Origin of the sequence: Saccharopolyspora flava, assembly GCF_900116135.1 — a bacterium.
Classification (GTDB): domain Bacteria; phylum Actinomycetota; class Actinomycetes; order Mycobacteriales; family Pseudonocardiaceae; genus Saccharopolyspora; species Saccharopolyspora flava.
Map to the genome: position 1 here is coordinate 109,813 of NZ_FOZX01000002.1, position 23,236 is coordinate 133,048.

Genomic DNA, 23,236 nt, shown 5'->3' on the forward strand with positions numbered 1-23,236 from the left:
CCGCAGGATTTGACCGGTCGAATCCTGCGGTTTTCGACCGGTCGAATACCGCAGGATTTGTCCCGGGGTCAGTGGTCGTCTTCGCGGAAGAACATCTCTTCGAGGTGGTCCGCTGTTTCGGCGACGAAGTTGAGGGGGTCGACGAACTCGTTGATGTCGAGGTTGAGCAGCGGGACCGCGTGGCGGAGCACGAGGTGCTCGCCGATGATGACGGCGCCGCAGACGACCGAGGTCTGGCCGAGCTCGTCGAGGACCTTGTGCAGGTCTACCTGGTCGGCGCGGCCGATCACCGAGACGACCTGAACCCAGTCCTCGCGGTCGTCGAGCCGCTCGCGGGCCACGATGACGATCTGGCTGCGGTCGTCCTCGTACTCGACGAGGATCCGGATCTCCTCCTCGCTGGACTCGATGACCCGGTACTCCGGCTCCTCCTCCAGATCGTCGTCGTCCTCCTCGACCGGCAGGTACTCGGAGCGGATGAACGTGCTCAGGTCTTCCCAGGTCGCCACGTGTCCCTCCCGGCAACGGCGCGCATGTCGCGGCGAAGTGTAGGTGATCAGGGCTCGGCTGCGGGCCGTTTCGACGCGGTCACCTGAAAGTGGTGCACCAGGCGGTTGTTCCACCGAACGAACCACCGCTGACCTGCTGCTACAGGAGTCCTTTGTGGCGTCACCAGCAGTTCCTGTTTCCCCGTCGCCCGCGGCCGCGCCTAGCGTCGGGACCGGGAGCCGATCAGGAGGGGGAACGATGAGCGGCGGCGGACTGCGCGACCAGGTGGTGGTCATCGGCGGCGGGGCGAAGAACCTCGGGGGACTGCTGTCGCGGACGCTCGCCGCCGAGGGCGCGAAGATCGTCGTGCACTACCACGGCGACGCCTCCGCCGACGACGCCGACAAGACGGTGCGGGCCGCGCAGGAAGCGGGGGGCCAGGCCGTCGCCGTGCAGGGCGATCTGACGAAGGTGGCCGACGTGCGGCGGCTGTTCGACGCGGCGGTGGACACCTACGGCGGCGTGGACGTCGCGGTGAACACCACCGGGATGGTGCTGCGCAAGCCGATCCTGGAGACCACCGAGGAGGAGTTCGACCGGATGTTCGCGATCAACGCGAAGGCCGGCTACTTCTTCATCCAGGAGGCGGGGCACCGCCTCAACGACGGCGGCAAGATCATCAGCCTGGGCACCTCCCTGCTGGCGGCCTTCACCGACGGCTACTCCACCTACGCCGGCGGCAAGGCCCCGCTGGAGCACTTCACCCGGGCCGCCGCCAAGGAGTTCGCCGACCGGGGGATCTCGGTGAACGTGGTCGCGCCCGGGCCGATGGACACGCCGTTCTTCTACCCGCAGGAGACGCCGGAGCGGGTCGAGTTCCACAAGTCCCAGGCCCTGGGCGGGCAGCTGACGCAGATCGAGGACATCGTGCCGATCATCCGCCACCTGGCCACCGAGGGCTGGTGGTTCACCGGTCAGACCCTGTTCCCCAACGGCGGCTACACCACCCGCTGATCCGGCCGCTCCGGAGGGACCGTGCACATGCCCCTGACGTGGGGATACGGTCGGGCCGTGGTGCACGATGCCGATGTTCGCGCGGGCCGGTCGTAGATGGTGCTCGACCTGAACAAGCTCGCCCACCTGATCGCGGTCGCCGAGGAGGGCGGTTTCACCCGCGCCGCCCGGCGGCTGCACCTGTCGCAGCAGGCGCTGTCGACGTCGATCCGCGCGCTGGAGCGCGAGGTGGGCGTGGACCTGCTGGACCGCAGCGGCGCGAAGCTGACCGTGCTGCCCGCCGGTGAAGCCCTCATCGCCGACGCCCGGCTGCTGCACGGCGCCGCCCGGTCGGCGCTGCTGCGCGCCCGGCGGATCGGCCGCGGCGAACCCGAGGTGCTGCGCATCGGCCACACCCCGGCCGTGGCCGGTGACGAGGTGATCTCGCTGGTGCACCGGGTGCACGACGCGCGAGCGGAGCTGTCCACGCAGGTCAACCAGCGGTACCCGGACGAGCTCACCGAGCAGCTGATCGCCGGGGAGCTCGACCTCGGGCTGTGCCGGGGCATGGAGCCCGAGCCGGGCCTGACCCGCGCCACGCTGGCGCACCACCGGCTGCGGGTGGCGGTCGCCGACGGCCACCGGTTCGCGCGGCGGGAGTCGGTGGAGCTCGGCGAGCTCGCCGACGAGACGATCGTGGTGTGGGGCAGGCCGGGGCGTTCCGGCTACACCGACCTGCTCGTCTCGCACTGCCGCCGGGCGGGCTTCGAACCCCGCGTCCGCCGCAACCCGATCCAGGGAACGCCGCCGGTCACCGCGGTGCAGGGCGGCGGGGACGTCGCGTTCGTGACCGCCCCGGCGGGCCCGTCGCTCGGCGGCGCGGTCCGGGTCGTCGACCTGGAGCCGGCGACGTTCGCGCCGCTGCACGCGCTGTGGCCCGCGCACACCCGCTCCCCCGCCCGCGAGGACTTCCTGGTCGCCGCCACCGAGCGCTGATCCTCCACTGTGGAGAGTTTGAAAGTTTCGGCGCCACAAGGGTTCACAGCCGATCGGCGCATCACCGAGCCCTGCGAACGGATGATTGACCGGGCCATCGCCCCTGACGTAGCGTGCCGAACGATGTCCGGCTGGTCGAACATCGTCAGCGACGACGACGGGGATGGGAACCATGGCACTGGCAGCAGCGGGCGACCTCAGGTTGTCGATGAACTGGATGGACACGCTCATCCTGGTCATCTACTTCGCCGTGGTCCTCGGCATCGCGGTGGCCGCGCGGCGGAGCGTCAGCAACAGTCTTGACTTCTTCCTGGCGGGTCGAGCGCTGCCCGCCTGGGTCACCGGCCTGGCGTTCGTCTCGGCGAACCTCGGCGCCACCGAGATCCTGGGCATGGCCGCCAACGGCGCCCAGTACGGGGCCTACACCGTGCACTGGTACTGGATCGGCGCGATCCCGGCCATGGTGTTCCTCGGCCTGGTGATGATGCCCTTCTACTACAACTCCAAGGTGCGCAGCGTTCCCGAGTTCCTGCTGCTGCGGTTCAGCCGCTCCTCGCACCTGCTCAGCGCGGTGATCTTCGCGGTCGCCTCGGTGCTCATCGCCGGGGTGAACCTCTACGCGCTGGCGATCGTGCTGCGGGCGCTGCTGGGCTGGCCGCTGCCGGTCTCGATCTTCACCGCGGGCATCTTCGTGCTCGCCTACATCGTCATCGGCGGTCTGTCCTCGGCGATCTACAACGAGGTCCTGCAGTTCTTCGTCATCGTCGCCGCGCTCATCCCGCTGACCGTGCTCGGCCTGATCCGGGTCGGCGGCGTCGACGGGCTCATCGACAAGGTGACCTCGCAGCAGGGCGAGATGTTCCTGTCCACCTGGGCCGGAACGGGATTCGGCGAGACCAACCCGCTGGGCACCAACTGGCTGACCATCACCCTCGGCCTCGGCTTCGCGATCTCCTTCGGCTACTGGACGACGAACTTCGCCGAGGTGCAGCGGTCGCTGTCGGCCAAGAACCTCTCGGCCGCGCGCCGGACCCCGCTGATCGCGGCGTTCCCGAAGATCTTCATCCCGCTGATCGTGGTGCTCCCGGGCATCATCGCGCTGGTCGTCGAGCCGACGATCGGCAAGACCGGCGGCTACGACTACAACGACGCGATCCCGATCCTGATGCGCGACCTGCTGCCCAACGGCGTGCTCGGGCTCGCGGTCACCGGTCTGATGGCCTCGTTCATGGCGGGCATGGCGGCCAACGTCTCCAGCTTCAACACGGTGTTCACCACCGACATCTGGCGCGCCTACATCAAGCCGCACATGCCCGACGGCCACTACCTGCGGGTGGGCCGGGCGATCACCGCGATCGGCGTGGTCATCGGCATGGGCACGGCGTTCCTGGCCGCCTCGTTCAGCAACATCATGAACTACATGCAGACGTTGTTCGCGTTCTTCAACGTCCCGCTGTTCGCCACGTTCATCCTGGCGCTGTTCTGGAAGCGGATGACCGCCAAGGCCGGGTTCTGGGGCCTGCTGCTGGGCACCGCGGCCCCGATCGCGTTCTACTTCGCCTACCAGGCCGGCATCGTCGAGATGGGCTCCGACCAGGGCGCGAACATGACCGCCTCGATGATCGCCTTCGCGGTGGACCTGCTGGTCAGCGTCCCGATCGCGCTGGCGACCAAGCCGAAGCCGGACGCCGAGCTCGAAGGCCTCGTCTACACCCGCGCCTCGGCCCGGGACAAGGGCGTGGTGGCGGCCGGCGACGACGCCTGGTACCGCAAGCCCGCGGTCCTCGGCTGGAGCGCGCTGATCCTCTCCGCGGTCTGCTACATCCCGTTCACCCTCTGAGGCTGCTCACCGGAAAGGCAAGGCGATGGCCGAAAACCAGCCCGAAGAAACCGAGATCGCCCACCACGCAGCGGAGATCGCCGACCTGGAGCGGCAGTCCGGCACGGCGTCGCGGTTGTTCGACGTCCGCACCGTGATCGGCGGGTTGTTCCTCATCTACGGGGTGCTCATCAGCGCCGCCGGGATCGCCCCCGACGCCGCCGAGCTGCAGAAGGCCCAGGGCGTCAACATCAACCTGTGGACGGGCCTGTCGATGCTGGTCGTGGGCGCCCTGTTCCTGCTGTGGATGCGACTGCGCCCGCTGCAGGCACCGGCGAAGGAGTAGCCGATCAGGCGGGCTCGCCGAACTCACCGAACCAGTGAGCGAGGCGACCCCGCCTGCTCACCGCCCGCAGCCGGTTCTCGGTGGCCTGGCGCTGGGCGACGGTGGTGACGATGAACAGCTCGTCGCCGTTGTCCACGGCGGTGTCCGGGGCCGGGACGAACGTGCGGCCGTCGCGGATGATCAGGGTGACCACGCCGGGTTCGGGCAGGCGGAGCTCGCGGACCTCGACGCCGTGCATCGCCGAGCCCGGCGGCACCTCCATCGACAGCAGCTCCGCGTCGAGCACGTCCAGCGGAGCGGCCTCGACCTGGATCTCCCTGGTGGCCTCCCTCGGGATCAGGCCCATCCACCGCGCCAGCGGCCGCAGGCTCGGCCCCTGCACGACGGTGAACACCATGACCAGCACGAACACGATGTCCAGCAGCCGCTGACTGCCCGGCACGCCCTGCACCACCGGGAACGTGGCCAGCACGATCGGCACCGCGCCGCGCAACCCCGCCCACGACAGGAACACCTGCTCGCGCAGCGGAACCCGGAACCACACCAGCGACAGCACCACCGACAGCGGCCGGGCCAGGAGCAGCAGCACCAGGCCGACGACCAGCGCCGGGACGACCTCCACCGGCAGCCGGGCCGGTGAGACGAGCATCCCGAGCAGCACGAACAGCCCGATCTGGGCCAGCCAGCCCAAACCCTCGGCGAACGACCGCGTCGCCGAGCGGTGCGGCAGCCCGCTGTTGGCCAGCACGACCCCGGCCAGGTAGGCGGCGAGGAACCCGCTGGCCTGCGCGGCCCCGGCCGCGGCGAAGGCGACGAAGCCGAGCCCGAACGCCGCCAGCGGGTAGAGCCCGGAGGCCGGCAGGGCCACGCGCGGCAGCACCACCGCCCCCAGCCAGCCCACGCCGACACCGATCAGGGCACCCAGCCCGAGCTGGTAGATCAGGCTCAGCAGCAGGTGGCCCGGCTCGAACAGCAGCGGGACGGCGCTGAACAGCAGCACCAGGATGACCGTGGGCGCGTCGTTGAAACCGGACTCGGCCTCCAGCAGCCCGGCCACCCGGCGCGGCAGCGGCAGCACCCGCAGCACGGAGAACACCGCGGCGGAGTCCGTCGAGGACACGATCGCGCCGAGCAGCAGGGCCAGCTGCCAGTCGAAGCCCATCAGGTAGTGCGCCCCGGCGGCGGTGACGACGAGGCTGACGACGATGCCGAGCGTGGCCAGCGCCCCGGCAGGGGCGATGACCCGGCGCACGTCGGACCACTTCGTGGTCAGGCCACCTTCGACGAGGATCACCGCGAGGGCGGCGGTGCCGAGGTTGCGCGCCAGTCCGGCGTCGTCGAAGTCGATCCCGATGCCGCTCTCGCCGAGCAGCACGCCGAGCGCGAGGAACAGCAGCAGGCTCGGCAACCCCGCCCCGTGCGCGACGCGGGTGCCCACCACGCCCGCCAGCAGCACCAGCCCACCGGCGAGCAGCGCCAGGTAGAGCTGCTCCAACGACATGCGTCCCCCGAACACAATCGGCCAGTGATACTAACCAATCGCTTCACCCGCGCGACCTCACGACATCCCCGCTCCAGTCCCCCGGACGAAAACCCCGGTTTTCATCGCGTCGAATGTTGCGGTTTTCGACGCGTCGAATGTTGCGGTTTTCGTCCGGGGGACCCGCGATGGGGTTGCGAAGCAGGGGTGGGGTGAGAACGCAAGCAAGTCGTGATCGGGGTCTCTGGCGTGGCGGTGCCGGAACGCGTTATTTTACTCGTCAGTAGGTAATGCCCGGCCGTGCAGCCGGCCGATTGGAGACGCACCGTGTCAAACGCCCAACCCGGACAGGCTGGCGGCGCGAAGAAGCGCGACGCCATGGGCCTCGGCCTCGCGGCCCTGACCAAGATCGCCAGCGCGCCGATCATCGACAAGTTCGGCCTGCGCAAGCAGTTCGAGAACCTGGTGCAGTCCGGCACCCGGACCGGGTTCAAGGCCGCCGGCGCCGCCACCCGGTCCTTCAAGAAGGCCCAGGGCCACAACAAGCCCGCCCGCCTCACCCCGGCTCCCGCGAAGGACCTCTTCGACATCGAGCCCGACGAGGAGCAGGCGCTCATCGCCGAGACCGTGCGCGAGTTCGCCGCCGAGCAGCTCCGCCCGGCCGCGGCCGACGCCGACGGCAAGCTCGCGCCGCCGGACGGCCTGCTGGAGCGCTCCGCCGAGCTCGGCCTGAGCGCCGTGGGCATCCCCGAGTCCCTCGGCGGCATCGGCACCGAGCGCTCCGCCGTGACGAACGTGCTGGTCACCGAGGCCCTCGCGCACGGCGACATGGGTCTGGCCGTCGCGGTGCTCGCGCCGTCGGCGGTGTCCACCGCGCTGACCCTGTGGGGCGACGAGGACCAGCAGGCCACTTACCTGCCCGCCTTCACCGGCGAGAACGTGCCCGCCGCCGCGCTGGCGCTGCAGGAGCGCGTGGCCCTCGGCGACCCGTTCAAGCCGACCACCACCGCCCAGCGCACCCCGCAGGGCTACCGGCTCACCGGCGTCAAGTCGATGGTGCCGCGCGCCGCGCAGGCCGAGCTGTTCATCGTCTCGGCCGACCTCGACGGCAAGCCCGCGCTGTTCCTCGTCGAGTCCTCCACCTCGGGCCTGTCCATCGAGGCCGAGCCCGCGATGGGCCTGCGCTCGGCGGCGACCGGCAAGGTGCACCTGGACCAGGTCGAGGTGCCGGTGACCGCGCTGCTCGGCGAGGGCAAGCTCGACGTGTTCACCGACCTGGTGCGGCTGTCCCGGCTCGCCTGGTCCGCGCTCGCGGCGGGCACCGCGCAGGCCGTGCTCGACTACGTCATCCCCTACGTCAACGAGCGCACCGCGTTCGGCGAGCCGCTCAGCCACCGGCAGGCCGTCGCCTTCAGCGTCGCCGACATCGGCATCGAGCTGGAGAGCATCCGGCTGACCACGCTGCGCGCCGCCGGCCGGGCCGAGCAGGGCAAGCCGTTCGCCCGCGAGGTCGCGCTGGCGCGCAAGCTCGCCACCGACAAGGGCATGCAGATCGGCAGCGCGGGCGTGCAGCTGCTCGGCGGCCACGGCTACACCAAGGAACACCCCGTCGAGCGCTGGTACCGAGACCTGCGCGCCATCGGCGTGATGGAAGGCGCGGTCCTCGTCTGAGGGCTTGTCGAGACGCGAAGGACTAGAACCCATGATCAATCTTGAGGTCCCGAAGAAGGCGACCGCGCTGGTCAACCAGGCCTACCAGGCCGCTTCCGAGGTCTTCCGCCCGATCTCGCGCAAGTACGACCGCGCCGAGCACGAGTACCCCAAGGAGCTCGACACCCTCGCCGCGCTGCTCGACGGGCTCAACTCGTCCGGTGAGGGCGGCGCGGGCGCGGCCGGCGTGCGCAAGAGCGGCGACGACGGCCAGAAGGGCAACCGCAACGGCGCCAACCTGAACCTGGTGCTGGGCACCATGGAGATGTGCTGGGGCGACGTGGCGATGCTGTTGGCCATGCCGCGGCAGGGCCTGGGCAACGCGGCGATCGCCTCGGTCGCCAACGAGGAGCAGGCCAAGCGCTTCGCCAACGTGTGGGCGGCGATGGCCATCACCGAGCCGCACACCGGCTCGGACTCGGCGAACATCAACACCACCGCCGAGCTCGACGGCGACGAGTACGTCCTCAACGGCGAGAAGATCTTCGTCACCGCCGGCGGGCGCGCCGACACCGTCGTGGTGTGGGCGACGCTGGACAAGTCGAAGGGCCGCGCGGCCATCAAGTCGTTCGTGGTGGAGAAGACCCGCCCGGGCATCACCGTGGAGCGGCTGGAGCACAAGCTCGGCATCAAGGCCTCCGACACCGCCGTCATCCGGCTGGACAACTGCCGGGTGCCGAAGGAGAACCTGCTGGGCTCGCCGGAGATCGACACCAAGTCGGGCTTCGCGGGCGTCATGCAGACCTTCGACAACACCCGGCCGCTGGTGGCCGCGATGGCCATCGGCGTCGCGCGGGCCGCGCTGGAGGAGACCCAGAAGGTCCTCGCCGAGGTGGGCGTGACGGTCGACTACGACCGCCCGGCCAACTCCCAGCACGCCGCCGCCGCGGCGTTCCTGCAGCTGGAGGCCGACTACGAGGCCGCGTACCTGCTGACGCTGCAGGCGGCGTGGATGGCCGACAACCGCAAGCCGAACTCGCTGCAGGCCTCGATGGCCAAGGCCAAGGCCGGCCGCTCGGTCGTCGACATCACGCTGCGCTGCGTCGAGCTGTGCGGCACCGTCGGCTACACCGAGGAGTCGCTGCTGGAGAAGTGGTCCCGCGACTCGAAGATCCTCGACATCTTCGAGGGCACCCAGCAGATCCAGCAGCTCATCGTCGCTCGCCGCCTGCTCGGCAAGTCGAGCGCCGAGCTCAAGTAATCCCCCGACGCGGACCCGGCCCGGGCTCGTCCCCACGGACGACCCCGGGCCGCTCCCGTCTCCGGGGGAGGGAAGTTTTCATGAAAACCTCCCTCCCCCACCCACAACCGAAGTTTTCATGAAAACTTCCCCACCCCACAAGGAAACCCCAGTTCAGGAGACCGTCCTGAGGTCCTCCCAACCTCGGTTCGGGTTCGTGGGGTGGTCAGTTTTCATGAAAACTTCGACTTCCGGGGGTCGGGGAAGTTTTCATGAAAACTTCCCCCACCTACGGGACCAACGTCGGGTCGGACGTCGGGGGTCAGGCTTCGGTGGGTTCTTCGAGGGTGTTGCCGATGAGGCTGTAGAGGGTTTCCGCGAATCGGGTGAGGCCGGGTTCCTCGGCCGGGTAGTGGCCGCAGTTCTCGAGCTCGACGAGCGTGGTGGGCGCCTTGATGCGGTCGAGGAAGCGGCGGCTGATCTCCGGCGGCGTCCAGTCGTCGGCCTCCGGGTGGGCGAGGATCACCGGGGTTTCGGCGAAGTCCTCCGGCGGCGTGTGGCGGTAGCGGGCGAAGCTGGTGAGCAGCCCGATCGGCGCGTGCAGCCCGCCGCCCCGGGGGTCGGCGGCGCACAGCGCCGCGAGCTCCGGGTTCCGGCTGATCCGGCCGACCTCGGCCATCCACGACATCGGCACCCGCACCCCGCCTGCGAACCGCTCCAGCACCCCCAGCACGGGCCTCGGGATCGAGCCGAGACCCCCACGAGCCGCGTGCCTGCGGGCTTCGGGGTCGGCGGGGTCGAGCAGGCAGGTGGCGACGACGGCGGAAACCTGCCCGGTGCGGGCGGCGGCCTCGTAGGCCAGCATCCCGCCCATGCTCGCCCCCACCAGCACCAGCGGCCGGTCGTCCCGCAGCCGTTCGGCGAGCACGAGGTCGCACAGCAGCTCCACCCAGTCGCCGTACCGGATCCCGCCGGGCCGGTCGACGACGCTCGCGCCGTAGGGCGGCAGGTCGGGGAGCAGCAGGTCCGCCATGCCCGCGAACGGCGAACACACCGGCCACAGCGCGCCGGAGTGCCCGGCGGCGCCGTGGATCACCATCGCCCGGGCGGGCGCGTCCGGAGCCGCCGCCCGCGCGATGTGCACGTGCTCCCCGCGCCAGCGCCACCAGGTCGACGTCGGCCGCACCTCGGTGGCGCGCCGCCGGTAGGAATCCGGCAGGAAGCGGGCATAACTCGCGCTGTCCACGTCACCAGGGTGAGCGCCGATCACCGCGACGACAACTCCCCCGCCTCGGAGCGGATTCCGCAGATGCGCCGGGAAGAACGTGAACGATCCGCAGATGCGCGTGATCCACTGCTGTGAGTGATCGTCTGCGGTTCGCATCCACCCCTGATCGGCGGATGTGACCCCGCGGGCCGCGCCCTACCGTGCTTGATCATGGACTCGTCGAGCAGTGCGGTGGACAGGCTCGTGCCGACCCAGCGGAAGCCCCTCGAACCAGGCCAGGTGCTCATCACCGGCGACGTGGCCGGCGACAAGCTCATCGACACCCGCGACCTCGACGCCCGCGCGGGCGCCCCGCTGGACGTGGACTACGTGACCAGGCGTTTCCGCGAGGTGCACCGGGTGCGCGGGGTCCTGCTGCACGAGGTCCTGTCCGAGCTGGAACCGCACTGGGACCGGCGGCACAAGATGGGCCGGCTCAACGTCGTGGTCGTCGCGCTCTCCGAGGACGGCTTCCAGGTGGTGCTCTCGCTCGCCGAGATCGACCCGGAGTTCGGCGCCAACCGGGCGCTGCTGGCCACCCGCTACAACGGCGAGACCCTGCAGCGCCCCACCCTGGTCCTCCCCGGCGACGGGCGCGCCAGCCGCTACGTCCGCCACCTCTGCCGACTCCGCCTGCTCAACGTGGCGCCGGAGGACGACCCTCAGTCCAGGTCGGACATGTCCAGCACCAGCCGGTAGCGCACGTCGTTCCGCGCCACGCGCTCGAAGGCCTCGTTGGCCTGCGCCGACGGCAGGACCTCGACGTCGGCGGTGACGCCGTGGGCGGCGGCGAACTCCAGCATCTCGCGGGTCGCGGGGCGACCGCCGCTGCCCGCCGAGCTGAGCTTCTTGCGCCCCACCAGCAGATCCATCGAGTCCAGCTCGACCGGCCCGATGTGGCCGACCATCGACAGCGTCCCGTCCAGGGCGACCAGCCGCAGGTAGGGGCCGAGGTCGTGGGGCGCGGAGATGGTGTCGACGAGGACGTCGAAGGTGTCGCGCGCCGCGGCCACGGCCTCGGCGTCGCCGGACACCAGCAGGCCCTGAGCGCCGAGCGCGCGGGCGTCGTCGGCCTTGCCGGACGTCCGGCTGATCACCGTGACCTCGGCGCCGAGCGCGACGGCGAACTTGACGGCGAGGTGCCCCAAACCGCCGAGCCCGGCGACCGCGACCTTCGTGCCCGCGCCGACGCCGAGCGCGCGCAGCGGCTCCCACACCGTGATCCCCGCGCACAGCAGCGGCGCCGCGGCGGCGGGGTCCAGCCCGTCGGGCAGCGGGTAGGCGAAGCCCTCGCGCAGGACGTACTCGCGGGAGTAGGCGCCGAGCGTGGTCGAGCCGTCGGAGTCCGCGCCGCCGTAGGTCATCAGCGGGAACCGGTGGCAGAAGTTCTCGTGACCCGCGACGCACATCGCGCACTCCCCGCAGGAGTCGACGATGTTGCCGACGGCCACCCGGTCGCCGACGGCGAACCCGGTGACCTCGGGTCCGATCTCGGTGACGGTGCCGGTGAACTCGTGGCCCGGCACGACCGGGCCCTGAGCGTGGTTGACGCTGTGCAGGTCGGTGTGGCAGACGCCGCAGTAGTCGACCCGCACCGCGATGTCGTCGGCGCGCAGGTCGCGCCGCGGCAGCGAGACGGCGTGCAGCGCCGCGCCGGGTCCGTCCGCTCGCCAGCCGGTCGTGGTCCTCATCCGGACTCCTTCAAACAGAACAGTCGGTCTATTCCAAGCTAGACCCGGTCGGCGGGGAAAGCAAACCAACTGTTCTGTTTGCTACTCTCCTGGCATGGTCGACAAGCCCCTGACCTCGCGCGGAGCCGCCACCCGCGACCGGATCATCGAGGTCGCCACCCGCGAGTTCGCCGAGCACGGGATCGCCGGTGCGCGCATCGAGCGGATCGTGGCCGCCGCCCGCACCAACAAGGCGCAGCTCTACGGCTACTTCGGCAGCAAGGAAGGCCTGTTCGACGCGATCTTCTCGGCGTCGCTGGACCGGATCGTCGACGCGGTGCCGATCAGCGCCGACCTCGCCGACTGGGCCGTGCGCCTCTACGACGACTACCTGGAACGCCCGGACCTGGTCCGGCTGGCCACCTGGTCGCGCCTGGAGCGCCGCCCGACGGGACCGCTGCTGGCCGACGCCGAGGCCCGCAACGACCACAAGCTCCGCGCCATCGCCGAGGCCCAGGAGGCCGGCGAGGTCCGCCCGGGCGACCCGTTCGACCTGATGACGCTGGTCATCGCCATGTCCATGGCCTGGTCCCCGGTCAGCAACGTCTACGCCGCCTCGGCCGACGAACCCGGCGAGGACCACGACCGGCGCCGCGCCCTGCTCCGCGACGCGGTCCGCCGCGCGGTCCTGATCGAGCCGTCTTGACAAGGATCGAAAGCGCTGGCTAGCGTCTCGACCCACGGCCCAGGCCGGACAACCGAACACTCGCCCGCTGCGCGCGGGCGGTCGCCAGAGACTCAGAGAACAGCGACCCGTGCCCATCACGGGGACCGCTGTTCTCTTTTTTCGTGCCCGAAACGCCCGGTCACGCCGGAGGAAGGGGTTCCGTGGACATTCGCGACTTCTCGCTGGAGGTGTTCTCCCTCGCGGGCAAGAACGCCGTCGTCACCGGCGGCAACACCGGGCTGGGCCAGGCGTTCACGCTGGCGCTGGCCAAGGCCGGTGCCGACGTGTTCGTGCCCAGCGTGCTCGACGACGAGGGCACCACCCGCGAACTCGTCGAGGCCGAAGGCCGCCGCATGGAGTTCCTGCACGCCGACATCACCGCCGACGGCGCCCCGCGCCGGGTGATCGAGGACTGCGCGAACCGGCTCGGCTCGGTGGACGTGCTGGTCAACTCGGCCGGGATCTGCCACACCGCCGACGTCGCCGACTTCGGCCGCGAGCAGTGGGACCCGATGCTGGGGGTCAACCTGACCGCGCCGTTCGAGCTGGGGCGCGAGGCGTCGAAGTTCATGATCGAGCAGCGCTCCGGGAAGATCATCAACGTCGCGTCGCTGTTCTCGTTCCTCGGCGGCCAGTGGTCACCGGCCTACGCGGCGACCAAGCACGGCATCGTCGGGTTCACCCGCGCCTACTGCGACGAGCTCGCGCAGCACAACATCCAGGTCAACGCCCTCGCGCCCGGCTACTTCGCCACCGCCATCACCGAGCGGACCCGCTCCGACCCGGAGACCAACCGACGCGTCCTCGACCACATCCCGGCCGGCCGCTGGGGCGAGGTCGCCGACCTGATGGGCGCGACCGTCTTCCTCGCCAGCCGCGCCTCCGACTACGTCAACGGCCAGGTGCTCACCGTCGACGGCGGCTACCTCACCCGCTGAAAACCCTTCCACGATACGGAGAACGACACCCGTGACCTCGAACCCGATCATCACCGAGCTGCGCAACCTCGTCGGCGCCGACCGGGTGGTGACCGACGAGCAGGAGCTGCGCGAGTCCAGCGTGGACCGGTTCAAGAAGTACACCGCCGTGCACGGCATCTACGACGGGCCGCTGCCCTGCGCCGTCGTGCGCGCCGCCTCCGCCGAGCAGGTCGCCGCGGTGCTGGCCTTCGCCGACGAGCGCGGCATCAACGTGGTGCCGCGCACCGGCCGCACCGGCACCGAGGGCGGCCTGGAGACCGCCGTCGAGGGCACCATCGTGCTCGACGGCTCCGACATGGACGCCATCATCCGCATCGACACCGAGAACATGCAGGCCACCGCCCAGTGCGGGGTGCCGCTGCAGGTGCTGGAGGACGCCCTGCGCGAGCAGGGGCTCACCACCGGGCACTCGCCGCAGTCGAAGCCGCTGGCGCAGCTGGGCGGGCTGGTCGCCACCCGCTCCATCGGCCAGTTCTCCACGCTCTACGGCGGCATCGAGGACATGGTCGTCGGCCTGGAGGCGGTGTTCCCGGACGGCACGATCAGCCGCATCAAGAACGTGCCGCGCCGCGCCGCCGGGCCCGACATCCGGCACGTGGTGATCGGCAACGAGGGCGCGCTGTGCTTCGTCACCGAGGTGACGGTGAAGATCTTCCAGCACCGGCCGGAGAACAACCGGTTCCACGGCTACCTCATCGACGACGTGCACACCGGCATCGCGATCCTGCGCGAGGTCATCACCGAGGGCTTCCGGCCGTCGGTGGCGCGGGTGTACTCCGAGGAGGACGCGGCTCAGCACTTCGCGCACTTCGCCGACGGCAAGTGCGTGCTGATCTTCGTCGCCGAGGGACCCAAGGGCATCGTCGAGGCCACCAGCGCCGAGATCGAGCGCGTCGTCTCCCGGCACTCGCACACCGCCGTCGACCCGGCGCTCATCGAGACCTGGTTCGACGACCTGAACTGGGGCCCGGACAAGATCGAGGCCGAGCAGGACGCGATGCTCGCCGAACGCCGCCTCGGCTACACCACCGAGGTCTCGGCGGACTGGTCGAGCGTCGGCAAGATCTACGACGCGGTGATGCACCGCGTGCGCACCGAGTACCCGCACGCCGCGGACGTGACGATGCTCGGCGGGCACTCCTCGCACAGCTACCAGACCGGCACGAACATGTACTTCGTGTACGACTACGTCATCAACTGCGAGCCGCGCGAGGAGATCGAGAAGTACCACAAGCCGATCAACGCGATCATCGTGGAAGAGGCGCTGCGGCACGGCGGTTCGATGGTGCACCACCACGGCATCGGCAAGTACCGCGCGGAGTGGACCGAGCAGGAGCACGGCAGCGCCTACCCGATGCTGCAGCGGCTCAAGCAGGCCTTCGACCCGAACGGGATCATGAACCGGGGCACCATCTTCCCGGCGTGACCCCGCGCGAGGTGGCCGCCGCGGCGCGGCCACCTCGCCCGAACCTCGATTGGTACCAACGATGACGCGTTACCTGGTCGGCATCGACAACGGGTCGCAGAGCACCAAGGTCAGCATCTTCGACGAGCGCGGCACCGTCGTCAGCCGCTGCCGGAAACCGCTGCGCCCCAACGACACCCCGCGCCCCGGCGTCGTCGAGCACCCCGACGACGACCTGTGGGACTCGATCGGCGCGGCCTGCCGGGAGGCCATGGCGGGCTTCGACGGCGATCCGGCCGACATCGCCGGGGTCGGGCTGTGCACGATCCGGTTCTGCCGGGCGCTGCTGCGCGCCGACGGCTCCCTCGCCGCACCGGTGCTGAGCTGGATGGACGAACGCGTGTCGCGGCCCTACGAGCACACCGACCCGGAGGTCGCCCGCGTCACGACGTCCTCGGGGTACATCACGCACCGGCTGACCGGCGAGTTCCGCGACACCGCGGCGAACTACCAGGGCGCGTGGCCGATCGACACCGACACCTGGCGGTGGCGCGAGGACACCGCGCCGATCCCCCGCGAGATGCTGTTCGACCTGGTCATGCCGGGTGACGTGCTGGGGAGGGTGACCGCGGGGGCCGCCGAGCGCACCGGTCTGCCCGCGGGGCTGCCGGTGGTCGCCACCGCCAACGACAAGGCGGTGGAGGCGCTGGGCAGCGGCCTGCGCTCACCGGACCAGCTGCTGCTGTCGCTGGGCACCTACATCGCGAGCATGACCACCGGGTCCCGCAACGCGCGCGACGCGGCCGGTTTCTGGACGAACTTCGGGTGCGTGCCGGGCGAGTACCTCTACGAGAGCGGCGGGATCCGGCGCGGGATGTGGACGGTCAGCTGGTTGCGCGAGCTGTTCGGCGAGGAGGTCGCGCGCGCCGCGCGGGAAGCCGGGCTGAGCCCCGAGGAGTACCTCGACGACGGGGCGTCGCGGGTGCCTGCGGGCAGCGACGGGCTGATGACGGTGCTCGACTGGCTCGCCCCGACCGAGGCGCCGCACCGCAAGGGCGCGTTCCTCGGCTTCGACGGCAGGCAGGGCCGCTTCCACCTGCACCGATCCGTGCTGGAGGGGATCGCGCTGACGATGGTCGAGCACGCCGGCGCGATGGCCGCCGAGCTCGGCACCGAGTTCTCGACGGTGCTCGTCTCCGGCGGTGGCGCGGAGGCCGAGGTGATGATGCGGATCGTCGCCGACGTCTTCGGCGTCCCGGCCTCGCGCACGGCCAACAGCGGCGCGGCCCTGGGCGCGGCCATCACCGCGGGCATCGGCCTGGGCGTGTTCGCCGACGCCGACGAAGCGGTGGCGACGATGGTCGCCGACCCGGAAACGTTCCTCCCGGACCCCGCCGACCACGACCTCTACGCCCGGCTGCGCGAGATCCACCGCGACATCACCCACCACACCGACCAGATCTTCCGCCGCTCAACACCCCTCCTCGGCTGACCCCGCGTCGAGTGTCCCCCGGTCGAAAACCCCGGTTTTCGTCGCGTGAAAACCGGGGTTTTCGACGCGGGTCACATCGCCCAGACGTCGGCGTTGGACGAGGCGATGGCCGTGGCGCCCGCCCCGAGGGCGGCGACGACGTCGTCCTTGTCGCACACCAGGCCGCCGGCGATGATCGGCACGTCGACGTCCTCGCGCAGCCAGCCGATCACGCGCGGCACGCAGCCGGGCAGGATCTCGACGTAGTCGGGCCGGGAGTGGGCGATCTGCTTGCCGAGGCTGCGGTACGAGAAGGAGTCGACCAGGAAGAAGCGGTGCACGCCCAGCAGCCCCTGCGCCCGCGCGGCCTTGACGATCGCGGCCTTGGAGCTGAGCACCCCGGCGGCACCGGTCCTGGCGCGCACGAACTCCGCGGCGACGTCCTTGGCGGCCAGCCCCTCGACCATGTCGACGTTGACCAGCACGGTCTTGCCGCCCGCGGTCAGCCGCTCCACCAGCGAGGGCAGCGTCAGCACGGACCCGAACAGCAAGAACACCACCGGGCACTCGGCCCGGAGCACGGCGTCCACCCCGTCCTCGTCCTTGACGCTGGCGATGACGGGGTTGTCGAGCAGCAGTTCCTCCACGGGCAGCCATGCTCGCACCCGGCCGATCGACGGTCACCAGGTGACAGTTTTTGCCCGAACTGTCCCGACATTTCGGGCATCACCTCCGGGCAATTAAGGCAAAAACTGCCCACAGCCGAGCACCGAAGTGCCCCCGATCACGCCCCCGATAACGGTTCGGCCGGACCCCACGCGCGCCTGTACCGACCCAACGCGAACGACCGTCACAATGCAGGACCATGACCAGCGCGATCGCAGCTCCGCGGCGCACCACCGCCGTGGACCTCTCGATGCTCGTGCTCGCCGTGTTCTCGCTCGGCCTGCTCTGCTACGCGATGTTCGTCGACACCTCGCCCGAGACCGCGCACGCGGTGTTCGTCATCGACACCGTGATCTGCGGCGTGTTCTTCGTCGAGTTCCTGTGGCGGTGGCGCGGAACGGGCTGGAAGCTGCGCTTCCCGCTGACCAGCTGGTACGAGATCCTCGGCATGATCCCGGTCGCCCACCCGGCGCTGCGCGGGTTCCGGCTGCTGCGGATCGTCGTGGTGGTGATGCGGCTGGCCCGCACCGCCGACCGCGCGTTCGGCGAGCGCGTCACGCAGCGGGTGATCGAGAAGTTCTCCCGGCCGATCGTGCTGGCCATCAAGAAGCCGATCACGGTCGCGGTGCTCGACGAGGTCGTCAAGGTCGTCGAGACCGGGCACTACCCGGAGAACGTCGCGCGCTCGCTCGGCGAGCACCGGGAGGTGCTGCGCGAGATCGTCACCGAGAAGCTCAAGAACGACCAGCAGGTGGGCCGGATCAAGCACCTGCCGTTCCACGACGAGATCGTGAAGTCCATCGTGGACACCACGATCCGGGTCATCCTCGACGTGCTCAACGACGAGCGCACCGACCAGTTCTTCACCGAGGTCGTCCGGGAGAACCGGGACCAGATCCGCCGCAGCGTCCAGCTCGGCCTGCACGAATCCGACCACGACGACGCCGAACCGCCGTCCGACCCCAACGCCTACCGCGCCGAATACCAGCGGAAGTGAGCGGTCGCCCGCGCTTTCGGTCGCACCGGCGTAGTGTCGGTGGGGTGAAGGTCGTTCTGTACCGCGAGCACGGCGGCCCGGAGGTGCTGGAGCTCGCCGAGCGCGACGTTCCCGAGCCGGAGCCCGGTGAGGTGCGCGTGCGCGTCGCGGTGTCCGGCATCAACCCGACCGACCACCACACCCGCGCGGGAATTTTCTGACAGAAGGACGTTCCGGAGATCATCCCGCACCTGGACGGCGCCGGGGTGGTCGACGCCGTCGGCGACGGGGTCGACGCCGGGCGGATCGGCCAGCGGGTGTGGATCTACGGGGCCACGCTCGACAGGCCGCGCGGGACCGCCGCGGAGTTCACCGTCGTGCCCGCCGAGCGCGCCGTTCCGCTGCCCGACCAGGCCGGTTTCGAGCTCGGGGCGTCGCTGGGCGTTCCGGCGCTCACCGCGTACCGGGCGCTCACGGTCGCCGAGGACGGACCGCGCCGGCTGCGACCGGGTGCGCTCGACGGCGCGGTGGTGCTCGTCGCGGGCGGCGCGGGAGCCGTCGGGCACGCCGCCATCCAGCTCGCGCGCTGGGCCGGGGCGACCGTGATCAGCACGGTCTCGGGTCCGGAGAAGGCGCGACTGGCCTCGGCCGCCGGTGCGCACCACGTCGTCCACTACCGCGAGGGCGATCCGGCCGCCGCGATCCGCGAGATCGCGCCCGGCGGCGTCGATCTCATCGTCGAGGTGGCGCTGGGCGCGAACCTCGATCTGGACCTGGCGGTGCTGCGCACGCAGGGCACGATCGCGACCTACGCCAACAACGGCGACGTCCCGGTGCGGCTGGACGTGCGGCAGAACAACATGCTCAACACGCGCTTCCAGTTCCTCGTGCTCTACACGATCAGCAACGACGTCGTCACCGCCGGAGCCGAGGACGTCACGGCCGCTCTCGCCGACGGCGCGCTCCCGGTCGGCGAGGCCCACGGCCTCCCCCTGCACCGCTACCCCCTCGCGGACGCCGCGGAAGCACACCGCGCCCTCGAGAACGGCGCCACCGGCAAAGTCCTCCTGACCCTCGCCGCCGAGTGACCCCTCAGCCTCGGCGCGTTGCTCACCAGGGGACAGTTTTAGTGAAAACTGTCCGGACATTTCGGGCACCACCCCCGGACAGTTTTCACTAAAACTGCCCCCTGGCAACCACCCTCCCGACCTCCCGGACGCCACCGAGGACCAGGTCGCACCCCGCTCAGACCAGGTCTTCGAGGAAGTCCGGCGGCGCGTGGCGGTCCTGAGCCCGGAAGAGGACCGCGTGGTCGACGCCCATCCGCCCGCCGTTGGCCGCCAGGATCTTCGGGATGAAGGCGGCGGGCGCGGGATGCTCGGGGATGGCGGCGAGATAGGCGGAGTGCGCCTCCAGCGAGGCGACGCCGAGCTCCACGGGACGACCGCTGACGTCGACGCCGTGGGTGGCGGCGAGCTCACCGGCGATCCCGGGGATGAGGATCCAGCGCACGTCCCAGGTGCCCAGGCCTTCGTCGTCGATCTGCTCGGGGAAGATCCACCGGTTGCCGGCGTCGTTGACCGCGTCGGCGGTCGCCACGCCCGCCACGCGGTGATCGGCCTGGTTGAACCCCATCGGCGTCTCGACCTCGAAGGGCGTGCCGATGAGCACGACGTCGGGCTGGAACCGGCGGATCTCCCGGCAGATGTCGCGCCGCAGCTCCAGACCTTCGACGAGCACCCCGTCGGGGTGTTCGAGCACGGTCAGGTGCCGCACCCCAACGGTCGCGCACGCGGCCCGCTGCTCGGCCAGCCGCAGCCGAGCGGTCTCCTCCGGCGGGTTCGGCATCCCCGCCTCACCCCGCGTGAGCAGCAGATATCCGACGTCGATACCGCGCGACGTCCACCGGGCGACGGCAGCCGACGTCCCGTACTCCATGTCGTCCGGATGCGCCACGACGCACAGCACGCGCCGAAACGTCTCATCAGGCAGAGCCGGCAACACCATCGCAACACCCCTCGGTCAGCCGCCCCCGATTGTGCGCCCGCGTGCACCACCCCGCCGCACCTCCGAACAACTTCTTCGCCGGTGCAGGACGCGCATTCATGTAGATACAATCTACATAGATGGGGTCTACATAGATCACATCTACCCAACTCCAGGGAGGGTGCATGGCCGCGGAGTTCATCGGGCGCCGGACGGAACTCGCGATGCTGCAGAAGCGACTCGACCGGGTGGCCGAGTCGCGATCAGGTGCGGCGATCGCGATCCGAGGTCGCCGCCAGGTCGGCAAGTCGCGCCTGGTCCAGGAGTTCTGCGATGCCTCCGGGCTGCCCTACGCCTACTACACGGCGATCAAGGGCGCCTCACTCCCCGAAGCCACCGGGCTGTTCCTCGCGGAGTTGAAGAGTTCCGAGCTCCCGGCGGATCGCGAAGCGATCCCGGAGACCGCATCGGGATGGCCGGATGCACTGCGCATCCTCGCCTCGGTGCTTCCGGACTCCCCCTCGATCGTCGTTCTCGACGAACTGCCCTGGCTAGCGGAGCAGGACGAGGCCTTCGACGGCGCGCTCCAAGCGATGTGGGACCGACTGATCTCCCGCAAACCTGTGCTGCTGCTCCTGCTGGGAAGCGATATCCACATGATGGAGCGCCTGACCTCCTACGACCGGCCGTTCTACGGCCGGGCCGACAACTTCGTGCTGCCACCGCTCAACGTCGCCGAAACGGGCCGAGCGCTTCAGCTGGACCCGCCCGAGGCGATTGACGCACATCTGATCAGCGGCGGGCTTCCCGGCATCCTGCGCAGCTGGCCGCGCGGAACACCACCGACGGAGTTCGTGAAGAACGAGTGCGCGGACCCGGCCGCACCGCTGTTCGGCATCCCCGAGGCGACGCTTCTCGCCGAATTCCCTTCCCCGGATCACTCCCGCCGCGTGTTGGAGGCGGTCGGCAGCGGCGACCGCACGCACGCCGCGATCGCGGCCACCGCGGGCGGTATCCCGTCCGGAACGCTGTCGCCGCTGCTGCAGCGGCTGATCAACGAGAAGCACGTCCTCGCACAGGATCAGCCACTGTCGACAGTCCCCGGAAAACCCGGGTTGTACCGAGTGGCGGACAGCAATCTCCGGCTCTACCTCGCTGCACTTCGGTCGGCCCACGACCTGGTCCGACGAGGACGCGCAGAAGCAGCTTTCCGCACCTTCGAACGGCGATGGGCGAGCTGGCGCGGCAGAGCTGTCGAGCCGCTGATCCGCGAAACGCTCTGCTTGGCAGCGACTTCGGGCTCTCTGCCGTGGCCCGAAGTCGGCGCGGTGGGCGGCTGGTGGAATCGCCAGTTCAATCCTGAGATCGACCTCGTCGGGACCGATCGGGAACCGATCGCGCAGCGGATCCACTTCGCCGGTTCGATCAAATGGCTGGAGTCGCCGTTCGACCAGCACGATCGGGCGGACTTGGCGCGCGCCGTCCACTCCCTTCCGGGATGGGACCCGAAGCAGGGCGACCTGATGGTGGTCTCCCGATCGGGGGTGGACCGCCGGGTGCAGGACTCGGACATCGAGCTCGCCTGGGGCCCGCAGGAAATCATCGAGACCTGGCAATCGGCCTGACCTCCTGCGCACGGCACACCCCTCACGCCCGACACCGGGACTCCAGCAGTGCTCGCCGCTCCGCTACGGCACGGTGAGCTCCCAGGCGTGCGTCCGGACGAACTCCTCGAACGAGCGCGGAGGTCGGCCGGTGAGGTCGAGGACATCGGTGCTGACCTGGTCTTCCCGACCCGCACGGATGTTGTCCTCCATCGCCGAGATCGCCGCCGCGAACTCGGCGGACATCCCCGCCGCCCGATACCCGGCCGCCTGCTCCTCGACGCTGATGGGCACCACGCGCACCGGACGCCCCGTGCGGGCGCCGATGATCTCCGCCGCCTCGGCGTAGCTGAGCGCCTTCGGCCCGGTGAGCACGTGCTCGCGCGGGTCCGTCGGGTCGATGTTCGCGCTGAGCAGGGAGAACGCGGCGGCGGCGATGTCGTGCGCGTCGATCCAGCCGACTCGGCCGTCACCGGCGGCGGTGCGGATCTCGCCGTGCCGCCGGATCCGCTCCCCCACCGGGTGCGGGCTCAGGAAGTTCTGCATGAACGCCGACGCGCGCACCACCGCCCAACCCGGCCGGGAGCGCACCGCCTCGTCCATCTCCAGCGCGCTCGGCGCGTTCGGCAGCACGAGAGCCGAGCCGAGCAGCACCACCCGGCTCACCCCGAGGCTCTCCGCCTCGTTCAGGAACGGCCTGACCAGCGGCATCGGGTCGACGGTGTTCACCGGCGCCACGAGGAACACCCGATCGACACCGCGCAGCGCTGCGGCGTGGATGGACGGGTCGTGCCAGTCGAAGCGGATCGAGGCGGGGTCGCCGGGCAGCGGGTGGCGGCTGGCGACGCGCACCGGACGGTCGTGCGCGCGCAGCAGTTCGACCAGGGCGCTGCCGGTCTTGCCGGTTCCGCCGGTCACCAGCACGGTCATCACAGGACCTCCTGCTTCAGCGATTCGATCAGTTCGGGCAGCGTCCCGAAGGCCGCGGCGCCGGCCAGCGGGCTCCAGTAGTCGCGGAAGCTCACGATCAGTCCGTTGTGGACGGTGAGCACGACGACGTAGTCCACCTGGCAGGTTGCTCCGGTACTCACCGTGCGTCCTTCGGCGTGGTACTCGATGACCGCGGTACCGGGCCGTTGCGTGGTGTGCGCGGTGAACGCGGAGATCTCGCGCATCTCGAAGGCCTGCGGGAATCCGGCCAGGTACCGGCGCACCTCCTCCCGGCCGACGAGCCGTCGCGGTGAGCTTCCGGCGGCGAAGGGGAATTCGGCGGTGCCGTCTTCGACCCACAGGTCGGCCACGGCGTCGGTGTCACCGGCCAGCATCAGCTCCAGCAGTCTGCGCATGGTGGCCTCGGGAGTGCTCGGCATGGTCTCCTCCAAGCTCGGGTACGAGATCGAGCCTGGTCATCGCGGCAGAACGCGGGAACCGCCCGTTCAGCCTCGGACCAGCAGTCCGAGGCTCGGCGCGT

The 23,236-nt window shown here is 70.3% G+C and carries 23 protein-coding genes; 15 read left to right on the forward strand and 8 right to left on the reverse strand.

All coding sequences use genetic code 11. From position 1 onward, the window contains the following. Positions 1–68 precede the first annotated feature (68 nt). Complete coding sequence (locus BM424_RS07325; protein ID WP_245775680.1) at positions 69–509, reverse strand: hypothetical protein; 441 nt, start codon at positions 507–509, stop codon at positions 69–71. A 238-nt stretch (positions 510–747) separates the two neighbouring features. Between BM424_RS07325 and BM424_RS07330 the strand changes: the two genes are divergently transcribed. The 4 genes from BM424_RS07330 (at position 748) to BM424_RS07345 (ending at position 4,643) form a co-directional block, all read left to right on the forward strand. Beyond that, entirely contained in the window at positions 748–1,503 is a 756-nt protein-coding gene (locus tag BM424_RS07330; protein ID WP_093414865.1) for an SDR family oxidoreductase, read from the forward strand. A gap of 96 nt (positions 1,504–1,599) precedes the next feature. Continuing rightward, positions 1,600–2,478, forward strand: a complete 879-nt coding sequence (locus BM424_RS07335; RefSeq protein ID WP_093414866.1) for a LysR family transcriptional regulator — start codon at positions 1,600–1,602, stop codon at positions 2,476–2,478. 172 nt (positions 2,479–2,650) lie between these two features. After that, a complete protein-coding gene (locus tag BM424_RS07340; protein WP_093415661.1) occupies positions 2,651–4,318 on the forward strand; it encodes a sodium:solute symporter family protein in 1,668 nt (555 codons plus the stop codon). A 25-nt stretch (positions 4,319–4,343) separates the two neighbouring features. Further along, positions 4,344–4,643, forward strand: coding sequence for a hypothetical protein (locus tag BM424_RS07345; protein WP_093414867.1), 300 nt, complete (start codon positions 4,344–4,346; stop codon positions 4,641–4,643). Positions 4,644–4,647: 4 nt separating this feature from the next. On the opposite strand, the gene BM424_RS07350 is transcribed toward BM424_RS07345, so the two are convergent. Continuing rightward, positions 4,648–6,138, reverse strand: coding sequence for a potassium/proton antiporter (locus BM424_RS07350; RefSeq protein ID WP_217649666.1), 1,491 nt, complete (start codon positions 6,136–6,138; stop codon positions 4,648–4,650). A gap of 363 nt (positions 6,139–6,501) precedes the next feature. Here BM424_RS07350 and BM424_RS07355 point away from each other — a divergent pair, with 363 nt between their 5' ends. Together BM424_RS07355 and BM424_RS07360 are read left to right on the forward strand one after the other, a co-directional pair. Further along, positions 6,502–7,794, forward strand: coding sequence for an acyl-CoA dehydrogenase family protein (locus BM424_RS07355; RefSeq protein WP_093414869.1), 1,293 nt, complete (start codon positions 6,502–6,504; stop codon positions 7,792–7,794). A 31-nt stretch (positions 7,795–7,825) separates the two neighbouring features. Then, entirely contained in the window at positions 7,826–9,034 is a 1,209-nt protein-coding gene (locus BM424_RS07360; RefSeq protein WP_093414870.1) for an acyl-CoA dehydrogenase family protein, read from the forward strand. Positions 9,035–9,335: 301 nt separating this feature from the next. On the opposite strand, the gene BM424_RS07365 is transcribed toward BM424_RS07360, so the two are convergent. Further along, entirely contained in the window at positions 9,336–10,259 is a 924-nt protein-coding gene (locus BM424_RS07365) for an alpha/beta hydrolase (RefSeq protein WP_175547973.1), read from the reverse strand. Between the two features lie 192 nt (positions 10,260–10,451). On the opposite strand from BM424_RS07365, the gene BM424_RS07370 reads away from it, so the two are divergent. Next, positions 10,452–10,979, forward strand: coding sequence for a molybdopterin-binding protein (locus BM424_RS07370; protein WP_093415662.1), 528 nt, complete (start codon positions 10,452–10,454; stop codon positions 10,977–10,979). On the opposite strand, the gene BM424_RS07375 is transcribed toward BM424_RS07370, so the two are convergent. Beyond that, the gene (locus BM424_RS07375) at positions 10,943–11,971 is read right to left on the reverse strand and encodes an NAD(P)-dependent alcohol dehydrogenase (protein ID WP_093414872.1); all 1,029 of its coding nucleotides are present in this window, start codon (positions 11,969–11,971) and stop codon (positions 10,943–10,945) included. The two genes, BM424_RS07370 and BM424_RS07375, sit on opposite strands and share 37 nt — an antisense overlap. 94 nt (positions 11,972–12,065) lie before the next feature. On the opposite strand from BM424_RS07375, the gene BM424_RS07380 reads away from it, so the two are divergent. The 4 genes from BM424_RS07380 to BM424_RS07395 all read left to right on the forward strand — a co-directional run bounded on the left by BM424_RS07380 (position 12,066) and on the right by BM424_RS07395 (position 16,554). After that, positions 12,066–12,656, forward strand: coding sequence for a TetR/AcrR family transcriptional regulator (locus tag BM424_RS07380; RefSeq protein ID WP_093414873.1), 591 nt, complete (start codon positions 12,066–12,068; stop codon positions 12,654–12,656). Between the two features lie 182 nt (positions 12,657–12,838). Continuing rightward, positions 12,839–13,615 carry an SDR family oxidoreductase gene (locus BM424_RS07385; protein ID WP_093414874.1) on the forward strand — a complete coding sequence of 259 codons (777 nt, stop codon included), beginning with the start codon at positions 12,839–12,841 and terminating at the stop codon, positions 13,613–13,615. A gap of 31 nt (positions 13,616–13,646) precedes the next feature. Continuing rightward, complete coding sequence (locus tag BM424_RS07390) at positions 13,647–15,083, forward strand: FAD-binding oxidoreductase (protein WP_093414875.1); 1,437 nt, start codon at positions 13,647–13,649, stop codon at positions 15,081–15,083. 61 nt (positions 15,084–15,144) lie between these two features. Continuing rightward, the gene (locus BM424_RS07395) at positions 15,145–16,554 is read left to right on the forward strand and encodes an FGGY-family carbohydrate kinase (protein ID WP_093414877.1); all 1,410 of its coding nucleotides are present in this window, start codon (positions 15,145–15,147) and stop codon (positions 16,552–16,554) included. A 71-nt stretch (positions 16,555–16,625) separates the two neighbouring features. Here BM424_RS07395 and BM424_RS07400 read toward each other — a convergent pair whose 3' ends face one another. Continuing rightward, the gene (locus BM424_RS07400) at positions 16,626–17,180 is read right to left on the reverse strand and encodes a glycerol-3-phosphate responsive antiterminator (RefSeq protein WP_245775681.1); all 555 of its coding nucleotides are present in this window, start codon (positions 17,178–17,180) and stop codon (positions 16,626–16,628) included. Positions 17,181–17,398: 218 nt separating this feature from the next. Between BM424_RS07400 and BM424_RS07405 the strand changes: the two genes are divergently transcribed. Genes BM424_RS07405 through BM424_RS07410 form a run of 3 tightly spaced genes read left to right on the forward strand, consistent with a single transcriptional unit; the run spans position 17,399 to position 19,263 of the window. Continuing rightward, positions 17,399–18,196 (forward strand): ion transporter, encoded by a 798-nt coding sequence (locus tag BM424_RS07405; protein WP_093414879.1) that lies wholly within the window; start codon positions 17,399–17,401, stop codon positions 18,194–18,196. Between the two features lie 44 nt (positions 18,197–18,240). Further along, a complete protein-coding gene (locus BM424_RS29800; RefSeq protein WP_342742597.1) occupies positions 18,241–18,396 on the forward strand; it encodes a hypothetical protein in 156 nt (51 codons plus the stop codon). Between the two features lie 21 nt (positions 18,397–18,417). Then, positions 18,418–19,263 carry an NADPH:quinone reductase gene (locus BM424_RS07410; RefSeq protein ID WP_425441989.1) on the forward strand — a complete coding sequence of 282 codons (846 nt, stop codon included), beginning with the start codon at positions 18,418–18,420 and terminating at the stop codon, positions 19,261–19,263. Between the two features lie 157 nt (positions 19,264–19,420). Here the strand turns inward: BM424_RS07410 and BM424_RS07415 are convergent, their stop codons facing one another. After that, positions 19,421–20,182, reverse strand: coding sequence for a PIG-L deacetylase family protein (locus BM424_RS07415; RefSeq protein ID WP_093414881.1), 762 nt, complete (start codon positions 20,180–20,182; stop codon positions 19,421–19,423). Positions 20,183–20,346: 164 nt separating this feature from the next. On the opposite strand from BM424_RS07415, the gene BM424_RS07420 reads away from it, so the two are divergent. After that, on the forward strand, positions 20,347–21,786 hold the full coding sequence (locus BM424_RS07420) for an ATP-binding protein (protein ID WP_093414882.1): 1,440 nt from the start codon (positions 20,347–20,349) through the stop codon (positions 21,784–21,786). A 63-nt stretch (positions 21,787–21,849) separates the two neighbouring features. On the opposite strand, the gene BM424_RS07425 is transcribed toward BM424_RS07420, so the two are convergent. Further along, positions 21,850–22,695 carry an NAD(P)H-binding protein gene (locus BM424_RS07425; RefSeq protein WP_093414884.1) on the reverse strand — a complete coding sequence of 282 codons (846 nt, stop codon included), beginning with the start codon at positions 22,693–22,695 and terminating at the stop codon, positions 21,850–21,852. Continuing rightward, positions 22,695–23,135: a nuclear transport factor 2 family protein gene (locus BM424_RS07430; protein WP_245775682.1), complete on the reverse strand. Its 441-nt coding sequence runs from the start codon at positions 23,133–23,135 to the stop codon at positions 22,695–22,697. The genes BM424_RS07425 and BM424_RS07430 overlap by 1 nt, the downstream gene beginning before the upstream one ends. Positions 23,136–23,236: the final 101 nt, after the last annotated feature.

What these genes read in the sequence shown, in the direction of transcription:
- BM424_RS07330 (WP_093414865.1), top strand. Translation starts at nt 748, where the DNA reads ATGAGCGGCGGCGGACTGCGCGACCAGGTGGTGGTCATCGGCGGCGGG.
- BM424_RS07335 (WP_093414866.1), top strand. Translation starts at nt 1,600, where the DNA reads ATGGTGCTCGACCTGAACAAGCTCGCCCACCTGATCGCGGTCGCCGAG.
- BM424_RS07340 (WP_093415661.1), top strand. Translation starts at nt 2,651, where the DNA reads ATGGCACTGGCAGCAGCGGGCGACCTCAGGTTGTCGATGAACTGGATG.
- BM424_RS07345 (WP_093414867.1), top strand. Translation starts at nt 4,344, where the DNA reads ATGGCCGAAAACCAGCCCGAAGAAACCGAGATCGCCCACCACGCAGCG.
- BM424_RS07355 (WP_093414869.1), top strand. Translation starts at nt 6,502, where the DNA reads ATGGGCCTCGGCCTCGCGGCCCTGACCAAGATCGCCAGCGCGCCGATC.
- BM424_RS07360 (WP_093414870.1), top strand. Translation starts at nt 7,826, where the DNA reads ATGATCAATCTTGAGGTCCCGAAGAAGGCGACCGCGCTGGTCAACCAG.
- BM424_RS07370 (WP_093415662.1), top strand. Translation starts at nt 10,452, where the DNA reads ATGGACTCGTCGAGCAGTGCGGTGGACAGGCTCGTGCCGACCCAGCGG.
- BM424_RS07375 (WP_093414872.1), bottom strand. Translation starts at nt 11,971, where the DNA reads ATGAGGACCACGACCGGCTGGCGAGCGGACGGACCCGGCGCGGCGCTG.
- BM424_RS07380 (WP_093414873.1), top strand. Translation starts at nt 12,066, where the DNA reads ATGGTCGACAAGCCCCTGACCTCGCGCGGAGCCGCCACCCGCGACCGG.
- BM424_RS07395 (WP_093414877.1), top strand. Translation starts at nt 15,145, where the DNA reads ATGACGCGTTACCTGGTCGGCATCGACAACGGGTCGCAGAGCACCAAG.
- BM424_RS07405 (WP_093414879.1), top strand. Translation starts at nt 17,399, where the DNA reads ATGACCAGCGCGATCGCAGCTCCGCGGCGCACCACCGCCGTGGACCTC.
- BM424_RS07415 (WP_093414881.1), bottom strand. Translation starts at nt 20,182, where the DNA reads ATGGTGTTGCCGGCTCTGCCTGATGAGACGTTTCGGCGCGTGCTGTGC.
- BM424_RS07420 (WP_093414882.1), top strand. Translation starts at nt 20,347, where the DNA reads ATGGCCGCGGAGTTCATCGGGCGCCGGACGGAACTCGCGATGCTGCAG.
- BM424_RS07425 (WP_093414884.1), bottom strand. Translation starts at nt 22,695, where the DNA reads ATGACCGTGCTGGTGACCGGCGGAACCGGCAAGACCGGCAGCGCCCTG.
- BM424_RS07430 (WP_245775682.1), bottom strand. Translation starts at nt 23,135, where the DNA reads ATGCCGAGCACTCCCGAGGCCACCATGCGCAGACTGCTGGAGCTGATG.